Origin of the sequence: Agromyces sp. Root1464 (assembly GCF_001427265.1) — a bacterium.
GTDB classification, from domain to species: domain Bacteria; phylum Actinomycetota; class Actinomycetes; order Actinomycetales; family Microbacteriaceae; genus Agromyces; species Agromyces fucosus.
Genome location: NZ_LMFU01000003.1, coordinates 293244 through 319285, shown reverse-complemented (window position 1 = coordinate 319285; position 26042 = coordinate 293244). Strand labels below are relative to the sequence as shown.

At 70.4% G+C, this 26042-nt stretch carries 25 protein-coding genes; 16 read left to right on the top strand and 9 right to left on the bottom strand.

Features of this window, described 5'->3' with window-relative positions; genetic code table 11:
* Positions 1 to 49 precede the first annotated feature (49 nt).
* The 3 genes from murI to rdgB are packed head-to-tail and all read left to right on the top strand — an operon-like array spanning position 50 to position 2282.
* Positions 50 to 895 (top strand): glutamate racemase, encoded by an 846-nt coding sequence (gene murI, locus ASD23_RS17115; RefSeq protein WP_056014975.1) that lies wholly within the window; start codon positions 50 to 52, stop codon positions 893 to 895.
* Positions 892 to 1665 carry a ribonuclease PH gene (gene rph / locus ASD23_RS17110; protein ID WP_056014254.1) on the top strand — a complete coding sequence of 258 codons (774 nt, stop codon included), beginning with the start codon at positions 892 to 894 and terminating at the stop codon, positions 1663 to 1665. The genes murI and rph overlap by 4 nt, the downstream gene beginning before the upstream one ends.
* 5 nt (positions 1666 to 1670) lie before the next feature.
* Positions 1671 to 2282, top strand: a complete 612-nt coding sequence (gene rdgB, locus ASD23_RS17105) for an RdgB/HAM1 family non-canonical purine NTP pyrophosphatase (RefSeq protein ID WP_056014250.1) — start codon at positions 1671 to 1673, stop codon at positions 2280 to 2282.
* Between the two features lie 36 nt (positions 2283 to 2318).
* Here the strand turns inward: rdgB and ASD23_RS17100 are convergent, their stop codons facing one another.
* Complete coding sequence (locus tag ASD23_RS17100) at positions 2319 to 2567, bottom strand: WhiB family transcriptional regulator (protein WP_022893204.1); 249 nt, start codon at positions 2565 to 2567, stop codon at positions 2319 to 2321.
* 204 nt (positions 2568 to 2771) lie between these two features.
* On the opposite strand from ASD23_RS17100, the gene ASD23_RS17095 reads away from it, so the two are divergent.
* Positions 2772 to 3242, top strand: a complete 471-nt coding sequence (locus ASD23_RS17095; RefSeq protein WP_235507799.1) for a hypothetical protein — start codon at positions 2772 to 2774, stop codon at positions 3240 to 3242.
* Here ASD23_RS17095 and bcp read toward each other — a convergent pair.
* The 3 genes from bcp to aroA all read right to left on the bottom strand — a co-directional run bounded on the left by bcp (position 3239) and on the right by aroA (position 6250).
* Positions 3239 to 3715 (bottom strand): thioredoxin-dependent thiol peroxidase, encoded by a 477-nt coding sequence (gene bcp, locus ASD23_RS17090; RefSeq protein WP_056014247.1) that lies wholly within the window; start codon positions 3713 to 3715, stop codon positions 3239 to 3241. The two genes, ASD23_RS17095 and bcp, sit on opposite strands and share 4 nt — an antisense overlap.
* 67 nt (positions 3716 to 3782) lie before the next feature.
* Positions 3783 to 4886, bottom strand: coding sequence for a ribosome small subunit-dependent GTPase A (gene rsgA, locus ASD23_RS17085; protein WP_056014243.1), 1104 nt, complete (start codon positions 4884 to 4886; stop codon positions 3783 to 3785).
* Positions 4883 to 6250 carry a 3-phosphoshikimate 1-carboxyvinyltransferase gene (gene aroA, locus ASD23_RS17080; protein WP_056014240.1) on the bottom strand — a complete coding sequence of 456 codons (1368 nt, stop codon included), beginning with the start codon at positions 6248 to 6250 and terminating at the stop codon, positions 4883 to 4885. Before aroA ends, rsgA begins: the two co-directional genes overlap by 4 nt.
* A gap of 112 nt (positions 6251 to 6362) precedes the next feature.
* Here aroA and ASD23_RS17075 point away from each other — a divergent pair, with 112 nt between their 5' ends.
* The 3 genes from ASD23_RS17075 to ASD23_RS17065 all read left to right on the top strand — a co-directional run bounded on the left by ASD23_RS17075 (position 6363) and on the right by ASD23_RS17065 (position 9598).
* Positions 6363 to 7043 carry a sigma-70 family RNA polymerase sigma factor gene (locus ASD23_RS17075; RefSeq protein ID WP_082571618.1) on the top strand — a complete coding sequence of 227 codons (681 nt, stop codon included), beginning with the start codon at positions 6363 to 6365 and terminating at the stop codon, positions 7041 to 7043.
* Complete coding sequence (locus ASD23_RS17070) at positions 7040 to 7291, top strand: zf-HC2 domain-containing protein (protein ID WP_056014237.1); 252 nt, start codon at positions 7040 to 7042, stop codon at positions 7289 to 7291. Before ASD23_RS17075 ends, ASD23_RS17070 begins: the two co-directional genes overlap by 4 nt.
* 75 nt (positions 7292 to 7366) lie before the next feature.
* Entirely contained in the window at positions 7367 to 9598 is a 2232-nt protein-coding gene (locus ASD23_RS17065) for an MMPL family transporter (RefSeq protein WP_235507798.1), read from the top strand.
* A gap of 70 nt (positions 9599 to 9668) precedes the next feature.
* Here ASD23_RS17065 and ASD23_RS17060 read toward each other — a convergent pair whose 3' ends face one another.
* Positions 9669 to 13469, bottom strand: coding sequence for a multifunctional oxoglutarate decarboxylase/oxoglutarate dehydrogenase thiamine pyrophosphate-binding subunit/dihydrolipoyllysine-residue succinyltransferase subunit (locus ASD23_RS17060; protein WP_056014234.1), 3801 nt, complete (start codon positions 13467 to 13469; stop codon positions 9669 to 9671).
* A gap of 141 nt (positions 13470 to 13610) precedes the next feature.
* Here ASD23_RS17060 and ASD23_RS17055 point away from each other — a divergent pair, with 141 nt between their 5' ends.
* The 5 genes from ASD23_RS17055 (at position 13611) to ASD23_RS17035 (ending at position 18880) form a co-directional block, all read left to right on the top strand.
* The gene (locus ASD23_RS17055; RefSeq protein WP_056014231.1) at positions 13611 to 15050 is read left to right on the top strand and encodes a GuaB1 family IMP dehydrogenase-related protein; all 1440 of its coding nucleotides are present in this window, start codon (positions 13611 to 13613) and stop codon (positions 15048 to 15050) included.
* A 69-nt stretch (positions 15051 to 15119) separates the two neighbouring features.
* The gene (locus ASD23_RS17050) at positions 15120 to 15554 is read left to right on the top strand and encodes an ArsR/SmtB family transcription factor (RefSeq protein ID WP_056014226.1); all 435 of its coding nucleotides are present in this window, start codon (positions 15120 to 15122) and stop codon (positions 15552 to 15554) included.
* A gap of 491 nt (positions 15555 to 16045) precedes the next feature.
* Positions 16046 to 17374 carry a hemolysin family protein gene (locus ASD23_RS17045; RefSeq protein WP_056014224.1) on the top strand — a complete coding sequence of 443 codons (1329 nt, stop codon included), beginning with the start codon at positions 16046 to 16048 and terminating at the stop codon, positions 17372 to 17374.
* A complete protein-coding gene (locus tag ASD23_RS17040; RefSeq protein WP_056014221.1) occupies positions 17371 to 18408 on the top strand; it encodes a hemolysin family protein in 1038 nt (345 codons plus the stop codon). The genes ASD23_RS17045 and ASD23_RS17040 overlap by 4 nt, the downstream gene beginning before the upstream one ends.
* A 97-nt stretch (positions 18409 to 18505) precedes the next feature.
* Positions 18506 to 18880: a VOC family protein gene (locus ASD23_RS17035; RefSeq protein WP_056014218.1), complete on the top strand. Its 375-nt coding sequence runs from the start codon at positions 18506 to 18508 to the stop codon at positions 18878 to 18880.
* A 23-nt stretch (positions 18881 to 18903) separates the two neighbouring features.
* Here the strand turns inward: ASD23_RS17035 and ASD23_RS17030 are convergent, their stop codons facing one another.
* Positions 18904 to 19542: an HAD family hydrolase gene (locus ASD23_RS17030; RefSeq protein ID WP_056014215.1), complete on the bottom strand. Its 639-nt coding sequence runs from the start codon at positions 19540 to 19542 to the stop codon at positions 18904 to 18906.
* A gap of 23 nt (positions 19543 to 19565) precedes the next feature.
* Here ASD23_RS17030 and ASD23_RS17025 point away from each other — a divergent pair, with 23 nt between their 5' ends.
* The gene (locus ASD23_RS17025) at positions 19566 to 20414 is read left to right on the top strand and encodes an ADP-dependent NAD(P)H-hydrate dehydratase (protein WP_056014212.1); all 849 of its coding nucleotides are present in this window, start codon (positions 19566 to 19568) and stop codon (positions 20412 to 20414) included.
* A gap of 11 nt (positions 20415 to 20425) precedes the next feature.
* Here ASD23_RS17025 and ASD23_RS17020 read toward each other — a convergent pair whose 3' ends face one another.
* From ASD23_RS17020 to ASD23_RS17010, 3 genes are all read right to left on the bottom strand, one after another.
* Complete coding sequence (locus tag ASD23_RS17020) at positions 20426 to 21187, bottom strand: amino acid ABC transporter ATP-binding protein (RefSeq protein WP_056014207.1); 762 nt, start codon at positions 21185 to 21187, stop codon at positions 20426 to 20428.
* Positions 21184 to 22062: an amino acid ABC transporter permease gene (locus tag ASD23_RS17015; RefSeq protein WP_056014204.1), complete on the bottom strand. Its 879-nt coding sequence runs from the start codon at positions 22060 to 22062 to the stop codon at positions 21184 to 21186. The genes ASD23_RS17020 and ASD23_RS17015 overlap by 4 nt, the downstream gene beginning before the upstream one ends.
* Before the next feature lie 76 nt (positions 22063 to 22138).
* Positions 22139 to 22969, bottom strand: coding sequence for an ABC transporter substrate-binding protein (locus tag ASD23_RS17010; RefSeq protein ID WP_056014967.1), 831 nt, complete (start codon positions 22967 to 22969; stop codon positions 22139 to 22141).
* 95 nt (positions 22970 to 23064) lie between these two features.
* Between ASD23_RS17010 and ASD23_RS17005 the strand changes: the two genes are divergently transcribed.
* The 3 genes from ASD23_RS17005 to ASD23_RS16995 are packed head-to-tail and all read left to right on the top strand — an operon-like array spanning position 23065 to position 26034.
* Positions 23065 to 24375, top strand: a complete 1311-nt coding sequence (locus tag ASD23_RS17005) for a glycosyltransferase 87 family protein (protein WP_157377150.1) — start codon at positions 23065 to 23067, stop codon at positions 24373 to 24375.
* An 11-nt stretch (positions 24376 to 24386) separates the two neighbouring features.
* Positions 24387 to 24704: a thiamine-binding protein gene (locus ASD23_RS17000; protein ID WP_056014200.1), complete on the top strand. Its 318-nt coding sequence runs from the start codon at positions 24387 to 24389 to the stop codon at positions 24702 to 24704.
* A 55-nt stretch (positions 24705 to 24759) separates the two neighbouring features.
* Complete coding sequence (locus tag ASD23_RS16995) at positions 24760 to 26034, top strand: MFS transporter (RefSeq protein WP_056014196.1); 1275 nt, start codon at positions 24760 to 24762, stop codon at positions 26032 to 26034.
* Positions 26035 to 26042: the final 8 nt, after the last annotated feature.

The window sequence follows — 26042 nt, the reverse complement described above, 5'->3', positions numbered from 1 at the left end:
AGCCTATCGAGGAGGGTGCGCTCAGCGAGGACCGCTACGCTTGCATGTCGTGACGGATGCACCGATCGGGATCTTCGACTCCGGGGTCGGCGGGCTCACCGTCGCCCGGGCCGTGAAAGATCAGTTGCCCAACGAGTCGATCCTCTACATCGGCGACCTCGAGCACTCGCCTTATGGGCCGAAGAAGATCGCCGACGTGCGCGGCTACGCGCTCGCGGTGCTCGACGACCTCGTCGCGCAGGGCGTGAAGATGCTCGTGATCGCCTGCAACACGGCTTCGGCCGCGATGCTCCGCGATGCTCGCGAACGCTACGACGTGCCCGTCGTCGAGGTGATCCAGCCCGCCGTGCGTCGTGCCGTCGCGACGACGAAGACCGGCAGGGTCGGCGTCATCGGCACCGCAGGCACCATCAGCTCACGCGCGTACGACGACGCGTTCGCCGCGGCCCCGCATCTCGAGCTGTTCTCGCGGGCCTGCCCGAGGTTCGTGGAGTTCGTCGAAGCCGGCGTCACCACCGGCGACGAGCTGCTCGCCGTCACCGAGGAGTACCTCGCGCCCCTCAAGCGGGCGCGCATCGACACCCTCGTGCTGGGCTGCACGCACTACCCGTTCCTGAAGGGCGCGATCTCCTACGTCATGGGCGAGGAGGTCTCGCTCGTCTCGAGCGATGTCGAGACGGCGAACGACGTCTACCGGGTGCTCGTCGGCACCGGCACCGAACGCCGAGCCGCGACTCCGCCGAGCTACCGCTACGAGGCGACGGGCCGCTCGACGAGCGCGTTCCTCGACCTCGCCCATCGCCTCATCGGCCCCGAGATCCCGAGCGTCGAGCTCGTGGAGACGGGTGCCGTCACGATTCCAGACCACGTACGGCTTCGACAGGAGAACGCATGACCGAGGCATCCGAGCCCACCACCCTCATCCGCGCCGACGGGCGCACCGCCGATCAGCTGCGGGCGGTGACCATCGAGCGCGGCTGGAGCGAGCACGCCGAGGGCAGCGCCCTCATCTCGTTCGGCAAGACCAAGGTGCTCTGCACAGCTTCGTTCACGAACGGCGTGCCCCGCTGGATGAACGGCAAGGGCAAGGGCTGGGTCACCGCCGAGTACTCGATGCTGCCGCGCGCCACCAACACGCGCAACGACCGCGAGGCCGTCAAGGGCCGCATCGGCGGGCGCACGCACGAGATCAGCCGCCTGATCGGTCGCAGCCTCCGCGCCGTGGTCGACACCAAGGGGCTCGGCGAGAACACCATCCAGATCGACTGCGACGTGCTGCAGGCCGACGGCGGCACCCGCACCGCCGCGATCACGGGCGCCTACGTCGCACTCGCGGACGCGATCGAGTGGGCTCGGGCCAAGAAGTTCGTGGGCCAGCGCGCCCAGCCGCTCATCGACACGGTCTCAGCGGTGTCGGTCGGCATCATCGACGGCACGCCGATGCTCGACCTCGCCTACGTCGAGGACGTGCGCGCCGAGACCGACATGAACGTCGTCGCGACGGGCCGCGGCCTCTTCGTCGAGGTGCAGGGCACGGCCGAGGGCGCGCCGTTCGACCGCCGCGAGCTCGACTCGCTGCTCGACCTCGCCCTCGCGGGCACCGCCGAGCTCACCCGCATCCAGCAGCGCGTGCTCGCCGAGGCCGTCGCGGCAGCGGGGGAGTGACGCCGATGGGCCTCGAGATCGTGCTCGCCACCCACAACCAGCACAAGGTCGACGAGTTCCAGAAGATCCTGGGCGAGCGGATGCCGGGGCTCACGGTACTCGCCTACGACGGGCCCGAACCCGTCGAGGACGGCACCTCATTCGAGGAGAACGCGTTCATCAAGGCGAGAGCAGCTGCCGCGCACACCGGCCGCATCGCCCTCGCCGACGACTCGGGCATCGCAGTGGACGTCATGGGCGGGTCGCCGGGCATCTTCTCCGCCCGATGGGCGGGGCCCGGTCGGGGTGCGCAGGCGAACCTCGACCTGCTGCTCGCGCAGCTCGGCGACATCCGCGACCCGCATCGCACCGGGCACTTCCACTGCACGATCGCGCTCGTGGTGCCCGAGGCGGCCGGCGGCCCGCACGAGTACGCCGCCGTCGGCCTGTGGCCGGGGCGCATCGCGCTCGAGGAGTCCGGGGCGCACGGATTCGGGTACGACCCGATCTTCATGCCGGAGGGCTTCGAGGTCTCCGCAGCCGAGCTCGCGCCCGAGGTGAAGAACTCGCACAGTCATCGGGCCAGGGCGTTCTCGGCACTCATTCCCGAGCTCGAGCGGATCATCGCAGCTCGATGAGCGGAACGGCGGCCGGGTCGACCGGCCGCCGACTCGCTAGGACGCGCGGCGGGCGCGAGCGGCGCGGCGCTTGAGGGCGCGGCGCTCGTCTTCGCTGAGGCCACCCCACACGCCCGAGTCCTGACCGGTCTCGAGGGCGTACTGCAGGCAGATCTCGGTGACGGTGCAGCGACCGCACACGGTCTTCGCCTTCTCGATCTGGTCGACGGCGGGGCCGGTGTTGCCGACCGGGAAGAAGAGTTCCGGGTCTGCGGTGAGGCAGGCGGCCTTGTCGCGCCAATCCATATGGGGATGCTCCTTGCGGGGTGTACTTCGATTGCAGACGCGCACGATTGCGCTTGCCGAAACCGGCTGCTGCAGGGGGAAAGCCGAATCTCGGGAAGTAGGATCAGAGACTGATCGGCTCACGTCCCTGTGAGCATCAATTCGGCCTCATAAATGGTCGCATAGCGGAGAGATCGAATCAATAGCTGTGTATGGGATAACCCTGTGAATCCGCGCGAGGATGCCCCCCTCGAGGCGCACGACGACTCATCCGACCGCGTTGCAACCCCCGATACCGGTGTGCGCACCGCACTCGTCGTGGTGAGCGTGCTGCTGCTCCTCGAAGCCGCAGCGATGGTCGCCCTCGTGATCTGGCTCGTGATCGACCTGTTCTCGCTCGAGCCGTCGTCGTACGCCACGGCGATCGCACTGCTCGTGCTCGTCGCGATCGGCGCCATCTGGGTGGTGACCGTGGCGCTCGGGTCGCTCCGGCAGGCGCCGTGGTCGCGGGCGGCGGCGATCGTCTGGCAGATCCTGCAGGTCTCGATCGCCGTCGGCGCCTTCCAGGGCCTGTTCGCGCGCCCCGACGTGGGATGGGCGCTGCTGGTGCCCGCGATCACCGTCGTCGGGCTCCTGCTGTGGGCCCCGGTGCGCCTCGCCTACACGCGCCCCGAGGACGACGCGGCCGAGCTCTAGCCGTCGAGGCCGAGGTCGCGGCGCAGTCGCGCCACGTGCCCGGTCGCCTTGACGTTGTAGAACGCGCGCTCGATGCGGCCGTCTTCGCCGACCACGAATGTCGAGCGGATGGATCCGACGACGATCTTGCCGTAAAGCGACTTCTCTCCCCAGACGCCGTACGTCTGCTGCACCGCGAGGTCGGTGTCGGAGAGCAGCGTGTAGGTCAGCCGGTCACGGGCGGCGAACGCGGCGAGCTTCGCGACGTCGTCCTTCGAGACGCCGAGCACTCGGATGCCGGCGCTCGCGAACGAGTTCAGGTTGTCGCGGAAGTCGCAGGCCTCGGTCGTGCAGCCCGGGGTCATCGCCTCGGGGTAGAAGTAGAGCACCACCTTGGAGCCGCGGAGCTCCGAGAGGGTGACCGCGTCGCCGTTCTGGTCGAGCAGGGTGAAGTCGGGAGCGAGGTCGCCGGGGGCGAGTCGTGCATCGGTCATACCTCCATGGTAGGCACGTCGACGGATGCCTCGGCGCCGCTGGAGCCCGCACGCCGGCGTTGCCTCGTCAGACTGCGGTGCCGCCCGCGAAGGTCGTGAGCAGGCGCTGCAGGGACTCCAGGCGGGCCGGGCCGGTCTCGCCGAGCTCTCCGGCGGCGACCGCCTCGGCCATGGCGCAGTCGGGGGCATCGGGCAGGTGCGTGCACCCGCGCGGGCAGCGCTCGGCCAGTCGGTCGAGGTCGGTGAAGGCGCGCAGGATGTTCGCCCGATCGACGTGTCCGAGGCCGAACGAGCGCACACCGGGGGTGTCGATGACCCAGCCGGTTCCCGGCTCTGCGCCGGAGGGCCGTGCGCCGGGTGCGTCGGCGTCGGGGAGGTCGGCGGCGTCGAAGCGCAGCCACACCGTCGACGAGGACGTGTGGCGACCGCGGCCCGTGACGACGTTCACGTGGCCGGTGGCGCGCTTGGCGCTCGGCACGAGGGCATTCACGAGCGTGGACTTGCCGACGCCCGAGTGGCCGACGAACACCGTGCGGTGGCCGACGAGCACGCGTGCGATCTCGTCGAGCGGCATGGAATCCTCACCGCTGAGGAAGACGGTCAGGTCGAGGCCGGCGAAGTTGCGGAGGAACTCGGCCGGGTCGGCGAGGTCGGTCTTGGTGATGACGAGGAGCGGGCGGATGCCCGCGTCGAACGCCGCGACGAGGTAGCGGTCGAGCAGTCGGATGCGCGGTTCGGGGTTCGCTGCGGCCACGACGATGAGCATCTGGTCGGCGTTGGCGACGATGACGCGCTCGACCTCGTCGGTGTCGTCGGCGCTGCGTCGCAGGAGGGTCGTGCGCTCGCCGACCCGCACGATGCGCGAGAGGGTGCCCGGTTCGCCGGACGTGTCGCCGACGAGGTCGACGTGATCGCCCGTGACGACCGACTTGCGGCGCAGTTCGCTGGCACGCGCCGCAGTGATCACGCGTTCGTCGGGGCCGTTCTCGTCGATCAGCACGCTGTAGCGCCCGCGGTCGACGCCGATCACCATGCCGGCGACGGCATCGGCGTGCTCGGGTCGCTGCTTCGTGCGCGGCCTGCTGCCACGGCGGCTCGGCCGCACCCGCACGTCGGACTCGTCGAACTCGGGCTCGTCGTCCTCGTCGTCGTCGGTGCTCCACCAGGTCATGCCAGCATCTGCTCCCAGAGCGCGGTGAACTGGGGGAGGGTCTTGCCCGTCGACGCGATGTCGTCGACGATGACGCCGGGCACCGCGAGGCCGATGATCGCGCCGCTCGTGGCCATGCGGTGATCGGCGTACGCCCGCCACGGCCCGCCGTGGAGGGGCGCCGGCACGATGCGCAGGCCGTCGTCGAGTTCGGTGACGTCGCCCCCGAGCCCGTTGATCTCTGCGGTGAGGGCGGCGAGGCGGTCGGTCTCGTGATGACGGATGTGACCGATGCCGGTGATCGTCGAGGGTCCGTCGGCGAGGGCCGCGAGCGCCACGAGGTTCGGCGCGAGCTCACCGGCCTCCGAGAGGTCGAGGTCGACGCCGCGGATGCCGCGGCCGCCGTCGCTCCGTTCGGGCGCGTGCACGGTGAGCCGGTCGCCCTCGACCTCGACTCGAGCGCCGAACAGCGGCAGGATCTGCGCGAGCTGCGCGCCGACCTGCGTGGTCGCGGCGGGCCAGCCCGTGATCGTGACGGAACCGCCGGCGACGAGCGCCGCGACGAGGAACGGCGCGGCGTTCGACAGGTCGGGCTCGATGTCGACGTCGATCGCGCGGATCGGTCCGGGTGCGACCGTCCACCGACCGGGCTCCGGGCTCGTCACCTCGACGCCGCGCGCACGGAGGGTCTCGATCGTCATCTCGATGTGCGGCATGCTCGGCAGCCGCTCGCCGGAGTGGGTCAGGTCGAGGCCGTGCTCGAACCGCGGGGCCGACAGCAGCAGTGCGGAGACGAACTGGCTCGACGCCGAGGCGTCGATCTCGAGCGGCCCGCCGCCGACCGAGCCGGTGCCGTGCACGGTGAACGGGAGGGTGCCGCGCCGGTCGTCGTCGAGGTCGACGCCGAGGGCGTGCAAGCCGTCGATCACCCCGGCCATGGGGCGGCGGCGCGCATGCTCGTCGCCGTCGAACATCGTGGGGCCGAGTGCGAGCGCGGCGACCGGCGGCAGGAACCGCATGACGGTGCCGGCGAGCCCGCAGTCGATGGTGGTCGAGCCGAGCAGCTCCTCGGCGGGCGTCACCCGGAGGTCGTCGCCGAATCCGCCGTGGCCGGGCACCCGCTCGAACCGGGTGCCGAGGGCGCGCAGGCCCTCGACCATGAGCTCGCTGTCGCGCGACCAGAGCGGCGCGCGCAGCGTCGACGGCCCGTCGGCGAGGGCGGCCAGCACGAGCTCGCGATTGGTGAGCGATTTCGAGCCGGGCAGGCCCAGCACCGCGGAGAGCGGGGCCGCGGCGACCGGCGCGCGCCACCCGTCATCCGTCTCGGTCTGCCGTGCATCGCCGTACGGATCGAATTCGGGTGCGGAATACTTCGAAATCTGCATCGGTTATCAACAGTAGCGTCCGGAAACGCGGAAGGAGTCGGTGTTGCGCATGTCGATCGGAGTACTCGAACGCCCCGCGGTCACAGGGGTCGACGATCTAGGATGGCCGGTGATGACTGCCGACCAGATCGATGCGACGCCGACCGACCCCGAGGCTGCCGAGACCTCCGACCCCGGGGCTTCTGACAGCGAAGCGGCCGCGCGGCCGCTCAGCGAGCTCTTCGAAGAACAGGCGCTGCCGTTCATCGACCAGCTCTACGCCGCCGCGCTGCGCATGACGAAGAACCCGGCCGACGCGCAGGACCTCGTGCAGGAGACGTTCGTCAAGGCGTTCGGGGCATTCGGGCAGTTCACCCAGGGCACCAACCTGAAGGCGTGGCTGTACCGCATCCTCACGAACACCTTCATCAACAGCTACCGCAAGAAGCAGCGCGAGCCGTACCAGGGCACGATCGACGACCTCGAGGACTGGCAGCTCGGCGGCGCCGAGTCGACCACCGCGCGGGCGAGCCGCTCGGCCGAGGCCGAGGCGATCGACCACCTGCCCGACAGCGCCGTGAAGGACGCACTGCAGGCCCTGCCTGAAGACTTCCGTCTCGCGGTGTACTTCGCCGACGTCGAGGGCTTCTCCTACCAGGAGATCGCCGACATGATGAACACCCCCATCGGGACCGTGATGAGCCGCCTGCACCGTGGCAGGCGCCTGCTCCGCGAATCCCTCGCCGACTACGCCCGCGAACAGGGATTCGCCGCGGGAGAGAAGTCAGCCAAACCCACCAGGAGCACGAAATGACCGACTGCGGCTGCGACAAGGCGAGGGCCGAACTCGAGGAGTACCTGCACAACGAGCTTCGGGCGGCGGATGCATCCGACATCCGCGAGCACGTCGCGAACTGCGCCGACTGCCAGGCGGAGCTGCGCGTCGGCGTGGCGATCACCGAGGTCGTGCAGCGCGCGTGCCGCGAGAGCGCGCCCGAGCAGCTGCGGGTGCAGGTGCTGTCGCAGATCCGGCTGTACCAGTCGACGCACACCGTCGCCTGACGGTTCCGAGCGGCGTGCCGGTCTCAATCGTTCGTTCGATGCGGGCGATGACCGCCGCACCGTAGCGTCGGTGATGTGATCGACGACTCCGACCGAACGGCCAAGCGCCGCGTGCCCACGTGGCTGCGCGTCGCCATTCCCGCTGCCCTCATCCTCATCTGGTTCGCGCTCTTCGGCGCCGGCGGCGCGGCGTTCGGCTCGCTGAGCGACGTCTCGACGAACGACCAGGCGCAGTTCCTCCCCGCATCGGCCGAGGCGACCGAGGTGACCGAGCTGCAGGAGGGCTTCCGCGACTCCAATGACATCCCGGCGATCGTCGTGATCGCCGGCGACGAGGCGCTCGACGACGACCAGCTCGCCGAGATCGACGACCTCAGGGACGACCTGCTCGCGGTCGACGGCGTGAACGCCGACGGCGCGTCGCCCGTGCTCGCGTCCGACGACGGCGCCGCGGTCCAGATGATCCTGCCGATCGAGAAGGTCGAGGGCGGGGAGAAGCCGGCCGAGATCGTCGCCGAGGTCCGATCGGTGCTGGACGAGCACCCGATCGACGGGACCACGGCCGCCGTGACCGGCCCCGCCGGCTTCACCGCCGACCTCTCGGCGGCGTTCAGCGGCATCGACGGACTGCTGCTCGCCGTCGCGCTCGCCGCGGTGTTCCTCATCCTCATCGTCGTCTACCGCTCGCCGCTGCTGCCGTTCATCGTGCTCTTCACGAGCCTCACGGCGCTCTGCGCCTCGGTCTTCACGGTCGTGGCGCTCGCTCGCGCAGACATCCTGCTGCTCTCGGGGCAGACGCAGGGCATCCTGTTCATCCTCGTGATCGGCGCGGCCACCGACTACGCGCTGCTCTACATCTCGCGCTACCGCGAGACCCTCGCGCACCACGAACGCAAGTGGGACGCCACGTGGGCGGCGCTGAAGGGCTCGTGGGAGCCGATCGTGGCCTCGGGCGGCACCGTCATCGTCGGCCTCCTCATCCTGCTCGTGAGCGAGCTGACGTCGAACAAGGTGCTCGGTCCGGTCGCAGCGATCGGCATCGTGTTCGCCGTGCTCGCCGCGCTGACGCTCCTGCCCGCGCTGCTCCTCTGGGCTGGGCGCGCCGCCTTCTGGCCGAGGAAGGTCGCCCACGTCGGCGACCGCGCCGAGGTGCACGCCCGTCACGCGGCCGGCGTCGTCGACGCCTCGGCGCCCGACGAGTCCGACCTGCCCGATCGGGGCATCTGGGCGGGTGTCGGCCGACTCGTCTCGAAGCGACCGCGCACCGTCTGGATCGTCTCGGTGCTCGCACTCGGCGCCATGTCCCTCGGCCTCGCACAGCTCGACGCCGACGGCGTCGCGTCGAGCGAGTTCGTGCTGGGCGAGTCGCAGGCGCGCGACGGCCAGGCGATGCTCGGCGAGCACTTCCCAGCCGGGTCGGGCACCCCGGCGATCGTCATCGGCCCCGAGGACGAGCTGCAGCAGATGGCCGATGTCGCGCTCGACACGACCGGCGTGGACTCCGTCGCCGTCGTGAGTGCCGACTCGCCGGCCGGCACCGCGCCGGTCACGAGCGACGGCGTCGAGGCCTTCGGTCCGCCCGGCACGCCGGCACCTGCCCCGACCGTCGTGGACGGCGAGGTGCAGCTGCAGGTCACGCTCACCGACCCGTCGGACTCCCTCGAGGCCGAGGCGACGGTCGGCGAGCTCCGCTCGAACCTCGACGAGGTCGGCACCGACGTGCTCGTCGGCGGCCAGACCGCGGTCGCGCTCGACACCAACGCCGCGGCGATCGCCGACCGCACGCTCGTGATCCCGCTCGTGCTCGCCGCGATCCTCGTGATCCTGATGCTCCTGCTGCGATCCATCGTGGCGCCGCTCATCCTGATCGGCAGCGTCGTGCTCTCGTTCGCTGCCGCACTCGGCGTCTCGGCCCTGGTGTTCGAGCACGTGTTCCACTTCCCCGGGGCCGACCCGTCGGTGCCGCTCTTCGGATTCGTGTTCCTCGTCGCGCTCGGCGTCGACTACAACATCTTCCTGATGACGCGGGTGCGCGAGGAGTCCCTGCGGTTCGGCACGCGGTCCGGCATCATCCGGGGGGTGCGGCTCACGGGCGGCGTCATCACCTCGGCCGGGCTCGTGCTCGCAGCGACGTTCGCGGCGCTCGGAGTGCTGCCGATCCTGTTCCTCGCGCAGATCTCGTTCATCGTCGCCTTCGGCGTGCTGCTCGACACGTTCCTCGTTCGCACGCTCCTGGTGCCCGCGCTCGCGTACGACATCGGGCGAGCCATCTGGTGGCCGAGCAAGCTGTCGCGCGGCAAGGCCTGAGCAGGCGGAACGACGAAGCGAGCGGATGCCCCGGGGCATCCGCTCGCTTCGTTCGTTGCTGTTCGGGTCGCTACAGCGTCGTCGCGGTGCGCACGAGCTCCGCCTGCTCAGCGGCGTGCCGCTTCGCGGAACCGGTGGCGGGCGACGCCGCAGCCGTTCGCGCGACGACCCGCACTGGGCGGTCGCCGAGCTTGTTCGTCTCGATGATGAAGTACGGCCACGCGCCCTGGTTCTCGGGCTCGTCCTGCGCCCACATCAGCTCGGCGTTCGGGTACGAGTCCGCGACGTCCTTCAGCTGACCGGCGGGCAGCGGGTACAGCTGCTCGAGACGGACGACGGCGACCTCGGTGTTCTGCTGCTTCTCGAGCTCGGTGATGAGGTCGTAGTAGATCTTGCCCGAGACGAACACGACGCGCTTGACGGCGGCCCTGTCGGTGATGCGGGCGTCGTCGATGACGGGTTCGAAGCGGCCGCTCGTGAAGTCGTCGACCTCGCTCGTCGCGCCGCGGAGGCGGAGCATCGCCTTCGGCGTGAAGACGATCAGCGGGCGGCGCGGGCGGGCGTAGGCCTGGCGGCGCAGCAGGTGGAAGTACGACGCGGGCGTCGACGGGCGTGCCACCGTCATGTTGTTCTCGGCGCAGAGCTGGAGGTACCGCTCGATGCGGGCGCTCGAGTGGTCGGGACCCTGACCCTCGTAGCCGTGCGGCAGCAGGAGCACGACGCTCGAGCGCTGGCCCCACTTCTGCTCGGCCGACGAGATGAACTCGTCGATGATGGTCTGCGCGCCGTTGGCGAAGTCGCCGAACTGCGCCTCCCACATCACGAGTGCGTCGGCGCGCTCGACGGAGTAGCCGTACTCGAAGCCCATCGCCGCGTATTCGGAGAGCAGGGAGTCGTAGATCCAGAAGCGCGCCTGGTTCTCGGAGAGGTTCTGGAGCGGCAGCCACTCCTGGCCGTTCACCCGGTCGTGCAGCACGGCGTGGCGCTGCACGAACGTGCCGCGACGCGCGTCTTGCCCGGCGAAGCGCACCGGCGTGCCCTCGAGGAGGAGCGAACCGAGCGCGAGCAGCTCGCCGAAGCCCCAGTCGACCTTGCCGTTGCGGCTCATGTCGAGGCGCTTCGTCAGGAGCTGCTGGATCTTCGGGTGCACCGTGAAGCCCGAGGGCTTGTTGTTGAACGCGTCGCCGATGGCGTGCACGACCTCGGTCGAGACGCCGGTGGTCTCGAGCTCGCCGGCGACGGGCTCTTCGGGCTTGGCGGAATCGGTCGCCCCGATGATCGGGATGGCGCCGGTCTGCGCGGCGTGCGTCTCGGCGAAGGCGCGCTCGAGCCGGTCCTGGAAGTCGCGGTGCGCCTCTTCGTACTCGAGCTCGGTGATGTCGCCGCGGCCGACGAGCGCCTCGGTGTAGAGCTTGCGCACGGAGCGCTTCGCCTCGATTAGGTTGTACATGAGCGGCTGCGTCATCGAGGGGTCGTCGCCCTCGTTGTGGCCGCGACGGCGGAAGCAGACGAGGTCGATGACGACGTCGCGCTTGAACTCCTGGCGGTAGCGGAACGCGAGCTCGGCCACGCGGACGACGGCCTCGGGGTCGTCGCCGTTCACGTGGAAGATCGGGGCCTGGATCGTCTTCGCGACATCCGTCGAGTAGATCGACGAGCGGGCGTCGCCCGGCACCGTCGTGAAACCGACCTGGTTGTTGACGACGATGTGGATCGTGCCGCCCGTGCGGTAGCCGCGGAGCTGCGACATCTGCATGGTCTCGAGCACGACGCCCTGACCGGCCATCGCGGCGTCGCCGTGCACGAGGATCGGCAGCGTCGAGAACGTGCCGATCGGCTTCCGGTCCTGCTTGGCGCGCACGATGCCCTCGAGCACGCCGTCGACGGCTTCGAGGTGCGAGGGGTTCGCGGCGAGCGAGACCGGAATCTGGTGCCCGTCGTCGGCGGTGAAGGTGCCCTGGGTGCCGAGGTGGTACTTGACGTCACCCGAGCCCGAGAAGCCCTTCGACTGCTGGGTGCCCTCGAACTCGCGGAACACCTGGCCGTAGGTCTTGCCGGCGATGTTCGTGAGCACGTTCAGGCGGCCGCGGTGCGCCATGCCGATGGCGACCTCGTCGAGGCCCTCCTTCGCGGCGCCCTGCAGGATCTCGTCGAGCATCGGGATGACGGACTCGCCGCCCTCGAGGCTGAAGCGCTTCTGGCCGACGTACTTCGTCTGCAGGAAGGTCTCGAACGCCTCGGCCTCGTTGAGCTTGCCGAGGATGCGCATCTGCTCGTCGTGCGTCGGCTTCTCATAGCTGCGCTCGACCTCGTTCTGGATCCACTTGCGCTGCACGGGGTCCTGGATGTGCATGTACTCGATGCCGATCGTGCGGCAGTACGAGTCGCGGAGCACGCCGAGGATGTCGCGGAGCTGTGCGGTGCGCGTGTCGCCGAAGCCGCCGGTGACGAACTCCCGGTCGAGGTCCCAGAAGGTCAGGCCGTGGCTCGCGATGTCGAGGTCGGGGTGGGAGCGCTGCACGTACTCGAGCGGGTCGATGTCGGCCATGAGGTGGCCGCGCACGCGGAAGGCGTTGATGAGCTCCTGCACGCGAGCGGTCTTGTCGATCGCGCTCGCGATGTCGACCGAGATGTCGGGCGCCCAGCGGATCGGCTCGTAGGGGAGCCGGAGCGCGGCGAAGAGGTTCTCGTAGAAGCCGCGCTGGCCGAGGAGCAGCTCGTGCACCTTCTTCAGGAACTCGCCCGAGCCGGCGCCCTGGATGACGCGGTGGTCGTAGGTCGAGGTCAGCGTGATCGTCTTGCCGATCGCGAGGTGCGCGAGGGTCTTCTCTGAGGCGCCCTGGAACTCGGCGGGGTACTCGAGGGCGCCGGCGCCGATGATGCAGCCCTGGCCCCGCATGAGCCGGGGCACCGAGTGCACGGTGCCGATTCCGCCGGGGTTGGTCAGCGAGACCGTGGCGCCGGCGAAGTCATCGGCCTTCAGCTTGTTCTGGCGGGCGCGCTGGACGAGGTCTTCGTACGCGGCGAGGTACTCGTTGAACGTCATCGTCTCGGCGCGCTTGATCGCGGGCACGAGCAGGGCACGGGTGCCGTCGGGCTTCGGAATGTCGATCGCGATGCCGAGGCCGATGTGCGCGGGCTTGACGAGGCTCGGCTTGCCGTCGGGCTCGGCGTAGTAGACGTTCTGGCTCGGGAACTCCTTGAGCGCCTGGATGAGCGCCCAACCGATGAGGTGGGTGAAGGAGATCTTGCCGCCGCGCGAACGCCGCAGGTGATTGTTGATCACGATGCGGTTGTCGATCATGAGCTTCGCCGGGATCGTGCGGACGCTCGTGGCGGTCGGCACGGTGAGCGAGGCGTCCATGTTGGCCGCGAGCGCCTTCGGCATGCCCTTGAGGGTGACGACCTCGTCTTCCTTCGGGGCGTCGGCGACGACGGGCTGCGGGCTCGTGACGGGCACATCGGCCGGCACGGGCTGCGTGCGCGGGGCGACCGACGTCGTGCGCGCCGCCGGGGTCTGACCGATGACGGGCACGGGTGCCGTGGACGGCGCGGCGTGCTCGGCCGAAGTCGCTGCCGGGGGCGTGGAGCCCGCCGGTGCCGGGGGCGTGGAGCCCGCCGGTGCCGCGGGTGGGGCGGCCTCAGCCGCGGGCGTCGCCGCCGCGGCATCCGTCGCCGGTGCCCCGGTCGTCGGGTCTGCGCCCTCGGTCTTCACCTGGCGGTAGTGCTCGAGCACCGGCCACCAGGTCTTGTCGACCGATTGGGGATCGACGAGGAACTTCTCGTACATCTCGTCGACGAGCCATTCGTTGGCTCCGTATTCGCCCGACGTCGTCTCGTCGGATCCCGACCCGGTCAATTGGCTCGACACAGCCTCTCGCCCACTCTCTCCATTGATGCTGGAATTACCTGCTCCGTGGTCTCGCCATACGCGCGGGCATGACGAATCACCGTCTCCCAGCCTAATCCCCTCGATGGAGCCCTGAGCACGGCGCGGCGGTAGCGTGGCGGCATGGAGTTCTACCGGACGACACCCAGCCACGACCTCACCTACTCGGACGTGTTCCTCGTTCCGAGTCGTTCCGCCGTCACGAGCCGTCTCGACGTCTCGCTCGCGCCCGATGACGGCTCGGGCGCCTCCATCCCGCTCGTGTCGGCGAACATGAACTCGATCACCGGTCCGCGACTGGCTGCCACGCTCGCACGCCGCGGCGGGCTCGGCGTGCTGCCGCAGGACATGCACCTGCAGGACCTCGACGCGGCGATCCGCGCGGTCAAGGCGCAGTCGCCGCGCTTCGACACTCCGCACGACTTCAGTCCGGATGCCACGGCCGCCGACGCACTCGAGGTGCTGCCGCCGATCGCGGGTCACGGCATCGTGCTGCACGACTCGCGAGGCGAGTACGTCGGATGCATCCCCGCCGATCGCCTCGCGACGGCCCTGCCCGATGCGCGCCTCGGCGACCTCGTGCACGGCGGGCTCGCCTCCCTCGACGCCGACGACGTGTCGTCGCCCCGCAGGGCCTTCGATCTCATGGTCGAAGCCGGCCTCGAGTTCGCCCCGGTGCTCGAGCACGGGCGCGTGGTCGGCACCCTCAGCCGCCGGAGCGCGCTGCGCGGCACGATCTACGAGCCGAACGTCGACGCCGGCGGACGGCTCAGGGTGGCGGCCGCGGTCGGCATCAACGGCGACGTCGCGGCGAAGGCGACGGCGCTCGCGGTCGCGGGCGTCGACATGCTCGTGATCGACACCGCGCACGGGCACCAAGAGGGCATGCTCCGCGCCGTGTCGATCGTTCGCGACCTCGGGCTCGACCTCCCGATCGTCGCGGGCAACATCGTGACCGCCGACGCGGTCGCCGACCTCGTCGAGGCCGGTGCCGACGTGCTGAAGGTGGGGGTCGGGCCGGGCGCGATGTGCACGACCCGCATGATGACCGCCGTCGGTCGCCCCCAGTTCTCCGCGGTGCTCGAGACGGCCGAGGCCGCTCGGGAGCTCGGCGCGGCCGTGTGGGCCGACGGCGGCGTGCGCTACCCGCGCGACGTCGCCCTCGCGCTCGCCGCCGGGGCGGCATCGGTCATGATCGGCTCCTGGTTCGCGGGCACCATCGAGGCTCCGGGCCTGCTGCGGCACGATGCATCCGGTCGCCTCTACAAGGAGAGCTGGGGCATGGCCTCGACGAAGGCCGTGCGCGAGCGCTTCGACCGGCTCTCGCCCTACGAGCTGGCGCGTAAGGAGCTGTTCGCCGAGGGCATCTCGTCGTCGGCCATCTCGCTCGACCCGCTGCGCCCCTCGATCGAGGACCTGCTCGACATGATCACCTCGGGGGTGCGCAGCTCGTTCACGTACGCGGGTGCGCGCACGCTCGAGGAGTTCCGCGACCGCGCGCTCGTCGGCATCCAGTCGGCGGCGGGATACGAGGAGGGCAAGGCGCTGCCCGTCAGCTGGTGAACCGATGCAGCCCCAGGGCTGTGGATGGCGCCGGCCGACCCGCCGCTCGCGCGGATACGCTGCGGTGCCATGGCGCATCCGTTCGAGATCATGGCTCAGCCGATCCGTCGCCGGATCGTCGAGGTGCTCGCGGTCGGCGACCACACGGCCGGTGAACTCTGCGACGTCGTGACGGTCGAGCACGGGGTCTCGCGGACCGCGGTCTCCCACCACCTGGCCGCGCTGCGGGAACGCGGCGTGGTCCGTTCGGATGTCGACGCCGCCGATCCGCGGGCCAGACGGTACTTCCTCGATTCGGAGTTCCTGATGCGGCTCGACGACGCCGTCTGCGAGCTCTTCGAGCTCTGGGACCATCGGTACGGCACCGCGCAGGGCCGGGCGCCGCTCGTCGACCCGCGTCGCACCAGGGTGCGCCTCCACCGGTTCGGGGACGCGGCAGATCGACGCCGCGCGCGATCGATCACGGCGTGGACCGACGACGACGCGGCGGAACGCTCGAACTGACCGGTGACCGATGCCCGCTCGCCGGTGACCGGTGACGGCAGTCCTCGATCGTGTCGTTCGAGTCGGAGACCGAACGGTCGTGATCGATGTCTCGCTGAATTCCTCGTGTGAGATCTGCCTCATGTGAGGCAGATCTCACATGGTGAGAGACGAGTGACGTTCGCCCTGGTCGGGATGATCTCGGGCACGGCAGTGCAGGGGAGGGCAGGGCAGGCAGGGCAGGCAGGGCACGGCAGTGCAGGGGAGGGCAGGGCAGGGTGGGCAGGGCACGGCAGTGCAGTGCAGGGGAGGGCAGGGAAGGGTAGGCAGGGCACGGCAGTGCAGGGGAGGGCAGGGCAGGGCGAAGCGTATGCGGAGGGCGTGTGACGCTCCGGTTACAGCTGGGCGATCGCACGGAGCGCGCCGATATACTGAGGCGACAATGGACGATCCTCCCTCTGCCACTGCTCCCGGTCATAGACCCCCGCCCGTGACTGCTCGCGGAGGTGGCGATGTCTGAGTGGATACTCCTCGGCATCGGGCTCCTCCTCACGATCGGCACGGGCTTGTTCGTCGCCAGCGAGTTCGCCCTCGTCAATCTCGATCGGGCCGACCTCGAGGCGCGTCGCGCGAGGGGTGAGACGAAGCTCGCGCTCACCATCGCAGCGCTGAAGATCACCTCGACGCACCTGTCGAGCGCGCAGCTCGGCATCACGCTGACCACACTGCTCACCGGCTACACGATGGAGCCGGCGATCTCGTCGCTCCTCGCAGGTCCGCTGGCCGCGATCGGCGTGCCCGAGGCGTTCGTGCGCCCCGTCGGCACCATCACCGCGGTCGTCGTCGCCACCCTGCTCTCGATGGTCCTCGGCGAGCTCGTGCCCAAGAACTTCGCGCTCGCCCTGCCGCGGCAGACGGCGGTGCTCGTGATCCCCTTCCAGACGGCGTTCACGTGGGTCTTCCGTCCCGCCATCTCGCTGCTGAACGGCAGCGCGAACGGAATCCTCCGCTCCTTCGGCATCGAGCCGAAGGAGGAGCTCTCCGGTGCCCGATCAGCCGAGGAGCTCTCGTCGCTCGTGCGGCGCTCGGCGAGTGCTGGAATGCTCGAGCAAGACACGGCGACGCTCCTCGGCCGCACCCTGCGATTCGCCGACCACGACGCCTCCGACGTGATGACCCCGCGCCCGCGCGTCGCCGCCGTGCAGCGCCAGGAGCCGGCCGAAGCAGTGCTCGAGCTCGCACGGACGACCGGGTACTCGCGCTTCCCCGTGTACGACGAGAACCTCGACGACGTCGTCGGGCTCGTGCACGTCAAGCAGGCGGTCGCGGTTCCGCGAGAGAAGCGCTCCGAGGTGCCGGCATCGGCGCTGCAGTCCGACGCGCTGCGCGTGCCCGAGACGATGAAGCTCGACACGCTCCTCGAAGAGCTCAGGGGTCGCGGCTACCAGATGGCCGTCGTGGTCGACGAGTACGGCGGCACTGCGGGGGTGGCCACCCTCGAGGACCTCGTCGAGGAGCTCGTCGGCGAGGTCTCCGACGAGCACGATCGCACGCGCGCCGGCATCGTCCGGCGCGGCGACGACGTGAGCTTCCCCGGAATACTGCGACCCGACGAACTGCTCGAGCGCACCGGCATCCGCGTGCCCGAGAACGGAGACTACGAGACCGTGGCCGGATTCGTCATGGCCGAACTCGGGCGACTGCCCGCCGTCGGCGACGAGGTGCTCATCGAAGACGGCACGCTCGTCGTGCAGCGACTCGACGGACGTCGCATCGACCGGGTGAGGTTCGTGCCGAACCCCCTGCCCGAAGCCGACGACCTCGAAGGGGGCGACCGATGAGCGACTGGGCCGGCATCGTCTGGCTGATCGTGCTGCTCATCGCGAACGCCTTCTTCGTCGGCGCCGAGTTCGCCGTCATCTCGGCTCGGCGATCGCAGATCGAGCCGCTCGCCGAGCAGGGCAAGCGCAGCGCCAAGACCGCGCTCTGGGCCATGGAGCACGCGACGCTCATGCTCGCCATGAGCCAGCTCGGCATCACGATCTGCTCGCTGCTGATCCTGAACGTGTCCGAGCCCGCGATCCACCACCTGCTGGAGGTGCCGCTGCACCTCACGGGCTGGTCGGCCGAGGTCGTCTCGACGATCGCGTTCATCGTGACCCTCGTGCTCGTGTCCTACCTGCACGTCGTGTTCGGCGAGATGGTGCCGAAGAACCTGTCGTTCTCGGTGCCCGACCGGGCGGTGCTGCTGCTCGCGCCGCCGCTCGTCTTCCTCGCCCGCATCTTCCGGCCCATCATCGTGGCGCTGAACGCCACCGCCAACGGGGTGCTCCGGCTCTTCGGCGTCGAGCCGAAGAACGAGGCGAACTCGACCTTCACGCTCGAGGAGGTGCAGACGATCGTGCACCAGTCGCGCCGCGAGGGCGTCCTCGACGACGCGAGCGGCACCCTGACCGCCGCCTTCGAGTTCACGACGAAGCGCGTGCAGGATGTCGCGGTGCCGCTCGAGTCGCTCGTCAGCCTGCCGCCAGCTGCGACTCCCCGCGACGTGGAGCGAGCAGTGGCTCGTCGCGGGTTCTCGCGCTATCCGATCCTCGACGAGTCGGGTGAGCCCGACGGCTATGTGCACCTGAAGGACGTGATCGACCTCGACGACGACGAGCTCGACGACCCGATCCCGGCCAAGCGCGTGCGTCGTCTCGTGTCGATCTACGCGGGCACCGACCTCGAGGACGCGCTCGCGACGATGCGTCGCCTCGGCACGCACGTCGCCCGCACCTTCGATGAGGACGGCGCGACGACGGGGGTCATCTTCCTCGAGGACATCATCGAGGAGCTCGTGGGCGAAGTGCAGGACGCCACGCGACGCGGCTGATCCGCGCGCGCCGGCGGCGGGTGCTCTCCCGGATGGGGGACTGCCGCCGCCTGGCGGCGCGCGTAGACTCCGGAATGGATGAAAGCGAGGATCCATCATGTTCGAGTCAGCGCGTGCGTACTCCGTCCTTCCGGCATCCGACCTCGAGCGGGCCGTCCGGTACTGGAAGGACACCTTCGACCTCGACCCGGTGATGACCGACGAGACCGGCGTGCTCTTCGAGGTCGCGGGCGGACGCGTGCTCGTCTACGAGACGCAGTTCGCCGGCACGGCTCGCAACACCGCGTTCGGCATCGACACCGACGACCTCGACGCGGCGATGTCGGAGCTCCGGTCGCGCGGCGTCGAGTTCGCCGACTATGACATGCCGGGTCTCACGACCGTCGACGGCGTCGCCGAGATGGACGGAATGCGGTCCGCCTGGTTCACCGACAGCGAGGGCAACATCATCGCCATCGGCGAGCGCAGCTGACCTCCGGCCTGCCCGGGGCCGGCTCAGACGAGGGCGCGGAGCCACGCCTCGAGCGATGCGGCATCCGTGAACACGTGCCCGTCGCCGCCGACCGCCTTCGCGCCCTCGACGTTCTCGGCCTTGTTGTCGATGAACACGAAGTCGGATGCCGCGATGCCGAGCTCGTCGATGACGTGCTCGTAGATCGCGGCGTCGGGCTTCACCAGGTCGAGCTCGCCGCTGACGAACACCCGGTCGAACAGCGGGGCGAACGAACCGTGCCGCAGCCACCCCGAGTAGTCCGCGCCCGCGTTGGAGAGCAGCGCGAGACGGGTGCCGCCCGCCGAGAGGGCGTGCAGCACGCCGAGCGTGCCCGGATCGAGCGACAGCCAGCCCCGGTGATCGATCGCCCAGAGCTCGTGCACGTCGACGGCGTTCCATTCGACGCCCAGATCTGCCGCGACGGCCTGCCAGTACTCGGCGATCGAGGTGGTGCCGCGGTCGAGGCCCGTTCGATGCTCCCAGTAGGCCGTCCAGAACTCCTCGGCACGCTCGCGCACCCCGGCGCGCGCCAGCAGACTCGCTCGGTCGGCTTCGCTCGGCTCGCGTGAGATGACCTCGCCGTAGTCGAAGACGACGACACGGGGAGCGAGGGTGATCGGTGCGGGAAGTGTCTGAGGCATCGCCGCCAACCTATCGTGGGAGCATGAACAGCCCGTGGCAGGAATGGACCGCCGCCGATGCGGCGGAATGGATCGCGGCACCGCTCGCCGATGACGACAAGTACTCGCGAGGCGTGCTCGGCATCGTGGCCGGCTCGCCCGAGTACCCGGGTGCGGCGGTGCTGTCCGTGGAGGCCGCGCATCGCGCCGGCCTCGGCATGGTGCGCTACACCGGCCCCCGGGCGGTGCGCACGGCGGTGCTCGCCCGCCGGCCCGAGACCGTCACCGCGCCCGGCCGGGTGCAGGCGTGGCTCGTCGGCTCCGGCATCGACATGGGGCGGCGCTCGTTCATGCTCATGGGCGACCTGCAGGGATCGCTCGCGTCCGGTCTGCCCGTCGTGCTCGACGCCGGTGCGCTCGACCTCGTCGGCACCCACACGGCACCCACAGTCATCACGCCTCACGCCAGGGAACTCGCCGCCCTGCTCGCCTCGCGCGAGATCGACACGAGCATCGCGCAGGTGCGCGACGACCCGGCCGGTTGGGCGCTCCGGGCCGCGAAGGAACTCGGGGTGGCCGTGCTGCTGAAGGGCGCGGTCACGCACGTCTGCGATCCCGACGGCGATCGCTACACGATCACGGCGCCGACCCACTGGCTGGCCTCGGCCGGCACCGGAGACGTGCTCGGCGGCATCCTCGGAGCCCTCGTCGCCACCCACCACGAGCGCATCACGGAGGACGCGGAGGTGCTCACGGCACTCGCGGCGACCGCGGCGTGGGTGCACGGCGAGGCGGCGCGGCGTGCGACCGCCGCGGTCGGCGGCGGACCGATCACGGCGCTCGACATCGCCGAGTCGATCCCGCCCGTCATCGGCGCCCTGCTCGCGGGCTGAGCGAATCCGCCTCAGCCGGCGAGGAACCTCGCGAGGAACTCGCGCGTGCGCTCTTCGCGGGGCGCCTCGAAGAACTGCCGCGCCGGGGCGTCCTCGATGATCCGGCCGGCGTCGAGGAAGACGACGCGGTCGGCGACCTCGCGCGCGAACGCCATCTCGTGCGTGGCCATCACGATCGTCGTGCCGCCGTCGGCGAGGGAGCGCACGAGCGCGAGCACCTCGCCGACGAGCTCGGGGTCGAGGGCGCTCGTCACCTCGTCGAGCAGCAGCAGCTCTGGCCCGGTCGCGATCGCGCGCACGATCGCGGCGCGCTGCTGCTGGCCTCCCGACAGCCGGTCGGGGAACGCGCGGGCGAAGTCGGCCAGCCCGATCGAGGCGAGCAGCTCGAGCCCTCGGCGCTCGGCCTCGGCGCGCGGCACCCGGTGCACGAGCCGCGACGCGAGCGTCACGTTGTCGAGCACGCTGAGGTGGGGGAACAGGTTGTAGTGCTGGAAGACGACTCCGATGCGGGCCCGCACGCCGTCGGCGTCGACGCGAGGATCGCTGACGTCCTCGCCGCGCAGCAGGATCTCGCCGTCGTCGACCTGCTCGATCAGGTTGATCGTGCGGAGCAGGGTCGACTTGCCCGACCCGCTCGCACCGACGAGCGCGACGACCTCGTGCGCCGCCACGTCGAGGTCGATGCCGTCGAGCACGACGTGGTCGCCGAACGCCCGGCGGACGCCTCGGAGCCGCAGCACCGGCTCGGCCATGGCAGCGGATGGCGCGCTCATACGATGCTCCCGACCTGCTCGCGTGCCCGCATGCGCGCCGACACCCAGTCGGTGAGCCTGATCGTCGGCCACGCGAGCAGCACGAAGAGCAGGCCGGCGACGACGTACGGCGTGTAGTTGAAGAAATGCGCGGTCTCGATCTGGGCCGCGCGCACTGCGTCGACGGCCCCGAGCACGGAGATGAGGCCGACGTCCTTCTGCATCGCGACGAAGTCGTTCATGAGTGCGGGCGTGACCTTCCGCAGGGCCTGCGGTAGCACGACGCGGCGCATCGTCTGGCCGTGGCTGAGGCCCAGCGAGCGCGCGGCGAGGCGCTGGGACGGATGAACCGCTTCGATCCCGGCACGGAACACCTCTGACACGTACGCCGAGTAGACGAGGATCAGAGCGATCGTTCCCCACACCGCGACGGGCACGCGCGGCAGGAAGTCGAGTCCGGGCAGGCCGAAGCCGACGAGGTACAGCACGATGATGAGCGGCATGCCGCGGAAGAGGTCGGTGTAACCGGCCGCGAGCGCCCGCAGCGGGAAGAACACCGGGCCGCGCAGCGTGCGCATCGTCGCGAGCAGCAGGGCGACGAGCACGACGCCGATGGCCGCGAACACGAGCACGCGGATGTTCAGCCAGAGGCCCTCGAGGATGCGGGGGAGCGAGGCGAGTGCGACCGTCGGGTCGAAGAACGTCTGCTGCACCTGCGCCCACCCGGGCGAGCCGATGAGGGCCCACGCGAGCAGGCCCGCGAGCACGATCGTCGAGAGCGCACTGACGAGCACCGAGCGACCGGTCTGGCGCTTCCGGAACGCGCGCCGCTCGAGTTCGAGGGTGCTCGGCTGCCACGCGGTCGACGAGCCGCGGGCGTCGGTCGTGTCGGTCACGGACTCACGCTATCGGCGGTCGGCGGATGTCGCGGCATCCGCATTTCGGACGACCGGGTCGTTCGGAGCACCGGCGTCACTCGAGAACGGGTGCGCCGCCCTCGCCGCCGAGCCATTCGGCGGCGAGCTCGTCGAGCGTGCCCCGCTCGCGGAGGGCGTCGACGGCTGCCGTCACCTCGGCCGTGAGCGGCGAGCCCTTGGCGAGCACGAGACCGAACGCGTCGCCGCCGCCGGCGGTCGCAGGGAGCTGGCCGACGATCTTGCCGCCGTCGAGCTCGACGCCCGTGAGGTAGAACGCGGTCGGCAGGTCGACGACGATCGCGTCGACCGTGCCGCTCTGGAGCGCGAGCTTGGCATCGTCGTTGGTGTTGAAGACCTGGGCGCCGGCGGTCGGGGCGATGACCTCCTCGACGGCGGCGAAGCTCGTCGTGCCGGTCTGCGCGCCCACGAGGAGGTCCTTCAGGTCGGCGATCGAGGTGGCCGACGCGGCGGGCGAGGATTCGGTCGTGATGACCACCTGGGTGGTCTCGTAGTACGGCGACGAGAAGTCCACGTTCTGCTCGCGCTCGTCGGTGATCGAGAACTGCTGCAGGTTGATGTCGAAGTCCTTCGGCCCCGGTGCGATGGCCTGCTCGAAGGTCGAGCGCACCCAGACGACGTCGTCGGCGGCGAAGCCGAGCTCGTCGGCCACGGCATAGGCGACGGCGGCCTCGAAGCCCTCGCCCGACTCGGGGTCGTCGTCGAGCACCCACGGGAAGTAGGCGGGCTCGCCGGTCGCGATCGTGAGCTTGCCGTCGGTCACGTAGTCGCCGCCGCCCGACGCATCGCCCGCGCCACCGGCGCAACCGGCGAGAGCGAGGGTCGCGGATGCCGCGATGATGATCGCGGTGAGGGAGCGTCGGGTCATGGTGGCCTCCATACGGGTGTGCCTCCAGCATCGCGGATGCCGCCGAGCGCCGGGGGGCGCGTGGCGGAATGTGACGCTCGGCTAGGCTCGTCGCCATGACGGACGGGGACGAGCGCGAGGCATCCGCTCACCGCATCCGCCGGTTCCTCGGCACGAGGGCCGCGCTCTGGACGGGCTTCGCGCTCGTGCACGCCGCGCTCATCTGGCTGAACCTGGCCGCGCCCGGCTACCCGCTCGGGGACGTGACGGCCGTGTACCGGCTCTGGGCCGAGAACGCCGCGCACGGTTGGCTGCGCATGGGCATCGACGCGCCGTGGGTCTACCCGATCCTCGCCTTCGCGCCGATGGCCGCGTCGCTGGCATTCGGCTCCGCCTGGTACGCACAGACGTGGCTCGCGATCGTGACCGTGCTGGACGCGATCGCGTTCAGCGTGCTCATCGGCCGCGCGAGCCTCTCGCGCCCGCGCCGGATCGCGGCCTGGTGGTGGCTCGGCTTCCTCGCGCTTCTCGGCCCGATCGCCTTCGGCCGGATCGACGCCATCACGGTGCCGTTCGCGATCACCGGCCTGCTGTGGGCGGCCGGCCGGCCGCGGGTGGCCGCGACCCTGCTCACGATCGGCGCATGGATCAAGGTCTGGCCCGCTGCGCTCGTCGCCGCGCTCGTGATCGCCGCGCGCCGGCGGCTCGAGGTGCTCACCGTCGCGGTGTCGCTCAGCGTCGGCATCCTCGGCGTCAGCCTGCTGGCGGGTGCGGGCACCAACGCGATGGGGTTCATCGCCGAGCAGGCGGGGCGGGGGCTCCAGGTCGAGGCGCCGCTCGCGGTGGCCTGGCTGTGGCAGATCGTCGCGGGATCGAAGTCGGTGCGGATCGTCTACGACCGCCAGATCCTGACGTTCCAGATCGACGGCCCCGGTGCGGATGTCGCGGCAGCCCTGACCACCCCGCTGATGGCCCTCGGTGTCCTCGTCGTCGTGCTCGTCGGAGTTCGCGCAGCTCGCCGGGGCGCCGTGTTCGGACGCCTGCTGCCGCCGCTCGCGCTCTCGCTCGTGGTGGTGCTCATGCTCGCGAACAAGGTCGGCTCGCCGCAGTTCGCGACCTGGCTCGCGGCTCCGGTGATCCTCGGGCTCGTCCTGCGCCCGGGGCGGTTCGCCGTGCCGGCGTTCGTCGCCGCGTCGATCGCGCTCTTCACGCACATCATCTACCCCTACTGGTACGGCTGGCTGCTGATCGCCGACCCCGCCTTCGTCCTCCTGCTGACGGGCAAGTCGCTGCTCCTCGTGGTGCTGCTCGTCTGGGGCATCCGCTCGATCTGGCGGCTCGGCTCGCCGCGCTCGCCGCGATCACCGCGCTCGAGCGTGCGCGAGGCAGACGCGGTCGGCAGCACAATGGACCTCGACGACCACTGAAGGAGACGAACATGCTGGTGGCATTCTCAGTCGCGCCGAGCGGCACGGGCAGGAACGACGGATCGGTGCACGACGCCGTCGCGGCGGCGGTGCGCATCGTGCGGGAGTCGGGCCTGCCGAACCGCACCGACTCGATGTTCACCACGATCGAGGGCGACTGGGACGAGGTCTTCGACGTCGTGCGCCGCGCCACCGAGGCCGTCGGGGAGTACGGCTCGCGCGTCTCGCTCGTGCTGAAGGCCGACATCCGTCCGGGATACGTCGGCGAGCTCGAGGCGAAGCTCGATCGGCTCGAGACGGCGATGGAGGGGCTCGACTCCGGCGCGTGAGGCGCCGTCGACCGACCGCATCGAATCGATTCGAGTTCTGTGCGAGAATCGACGGGTGACCCTCTCCGACGACGGGCCGACGACACTGTCGCCGGCCCGCATCCGTTTCGCGCTCCTCGCGCTCGCCCTCGGCGGCTTCGCCATCGGTTCGACCGAGTTCGTGGCCATGGGCCTGCTTCCGAACATCGCGTACGACCTCCTGCCAGAGCTCTACGCGCAGTCGTCGGCCGATGCGAACGCGAACGCCGGCTGGATCATCTCGGCCTACGCCCTCGGCGTCGTGGTCGGTGCGCCGACGATCGCGGCAGCGGCCGCCCGCTGGCCCCGCAAGCGGCTCCTGCTCACGCTCCTGACCGCCTTCACGCTCGGCACCATCGCGTCGGCCGTGCTGCCGAGCTTCGAGCTCGTGCTCATCGCCCGGTTCATCTCGGCCCTGCCGCACGGCGCCTACTTCGGCATCGCCTCGCTCGTCGCCGCGAGCCTGATGGGCCCCGGCAAGCGCGCGCGAGGCGTCGCCCTCGTGCTCTCGGGGCTCACGATCGCGAACGTCATCGGCGTCCCCGCGATCACGTGGCTCGGCCAGCTCGCCGGCTGGCGCGTCGCTTACCTCGCGGTCGCCGCGATCTTCGCCCTCACCTTCGTGGCGGTGCTCATCGCCGTGCCATGGCAGGCGGGCGACCCCGGAGCGACGATGAAGCGCGAACTGAAGGCGTTCACCCGGGCCCAGGTGTGGTTCGCCCTCGGCATCGGCGCGGTCGGCTTCGGCGGCCTCTTCGCCGTCTACAGCTACGTTGCACCGCTCGCCACCGACGTGACCGGACTGCCCGAGGAGTTCGTGCCGTTCGTGCTCGTCGCGATCGGCGTCGGCATGACCGTCGGCAACCTCGTGGGCGGCCGACTCGCCGACTGGAGCGTGCGTCGCTCGATGTACCTGTTCTTCGCAGTCCTCGCCGGCGCGCTCGTGCTGCTCGGGTTCACGGCGTCGAGCCCGTACGGCCTCCTCGCTGGCGTGCTGCTCGTGGGCGCGGCATCCGCGGCCCTCTCGCCCACCATCCAGGCACGGCTCATGGACGTCGCACGCGACAGCCAGTCGATCGCCGCGGCACTGAACCACTCCGCGCTGAACATCGGCAACAGCCTCGGCGCACTGCTCGGCGGCATCGCGATCGCAGGCGGCCTCGGCTACGTCGCCCCGATCTGGATCGGGCTCGTGCTCACGCTCGCCGGGGCACTGCTCGCCGTGACCTCGTTCGCGCTGGATCGCTCCCGTGCGCGCCGCGGCGTCGCGGTGCCGTATGCCACGGGCGCGATGCACGCCGTCGAGTCGTGAGCCCGACT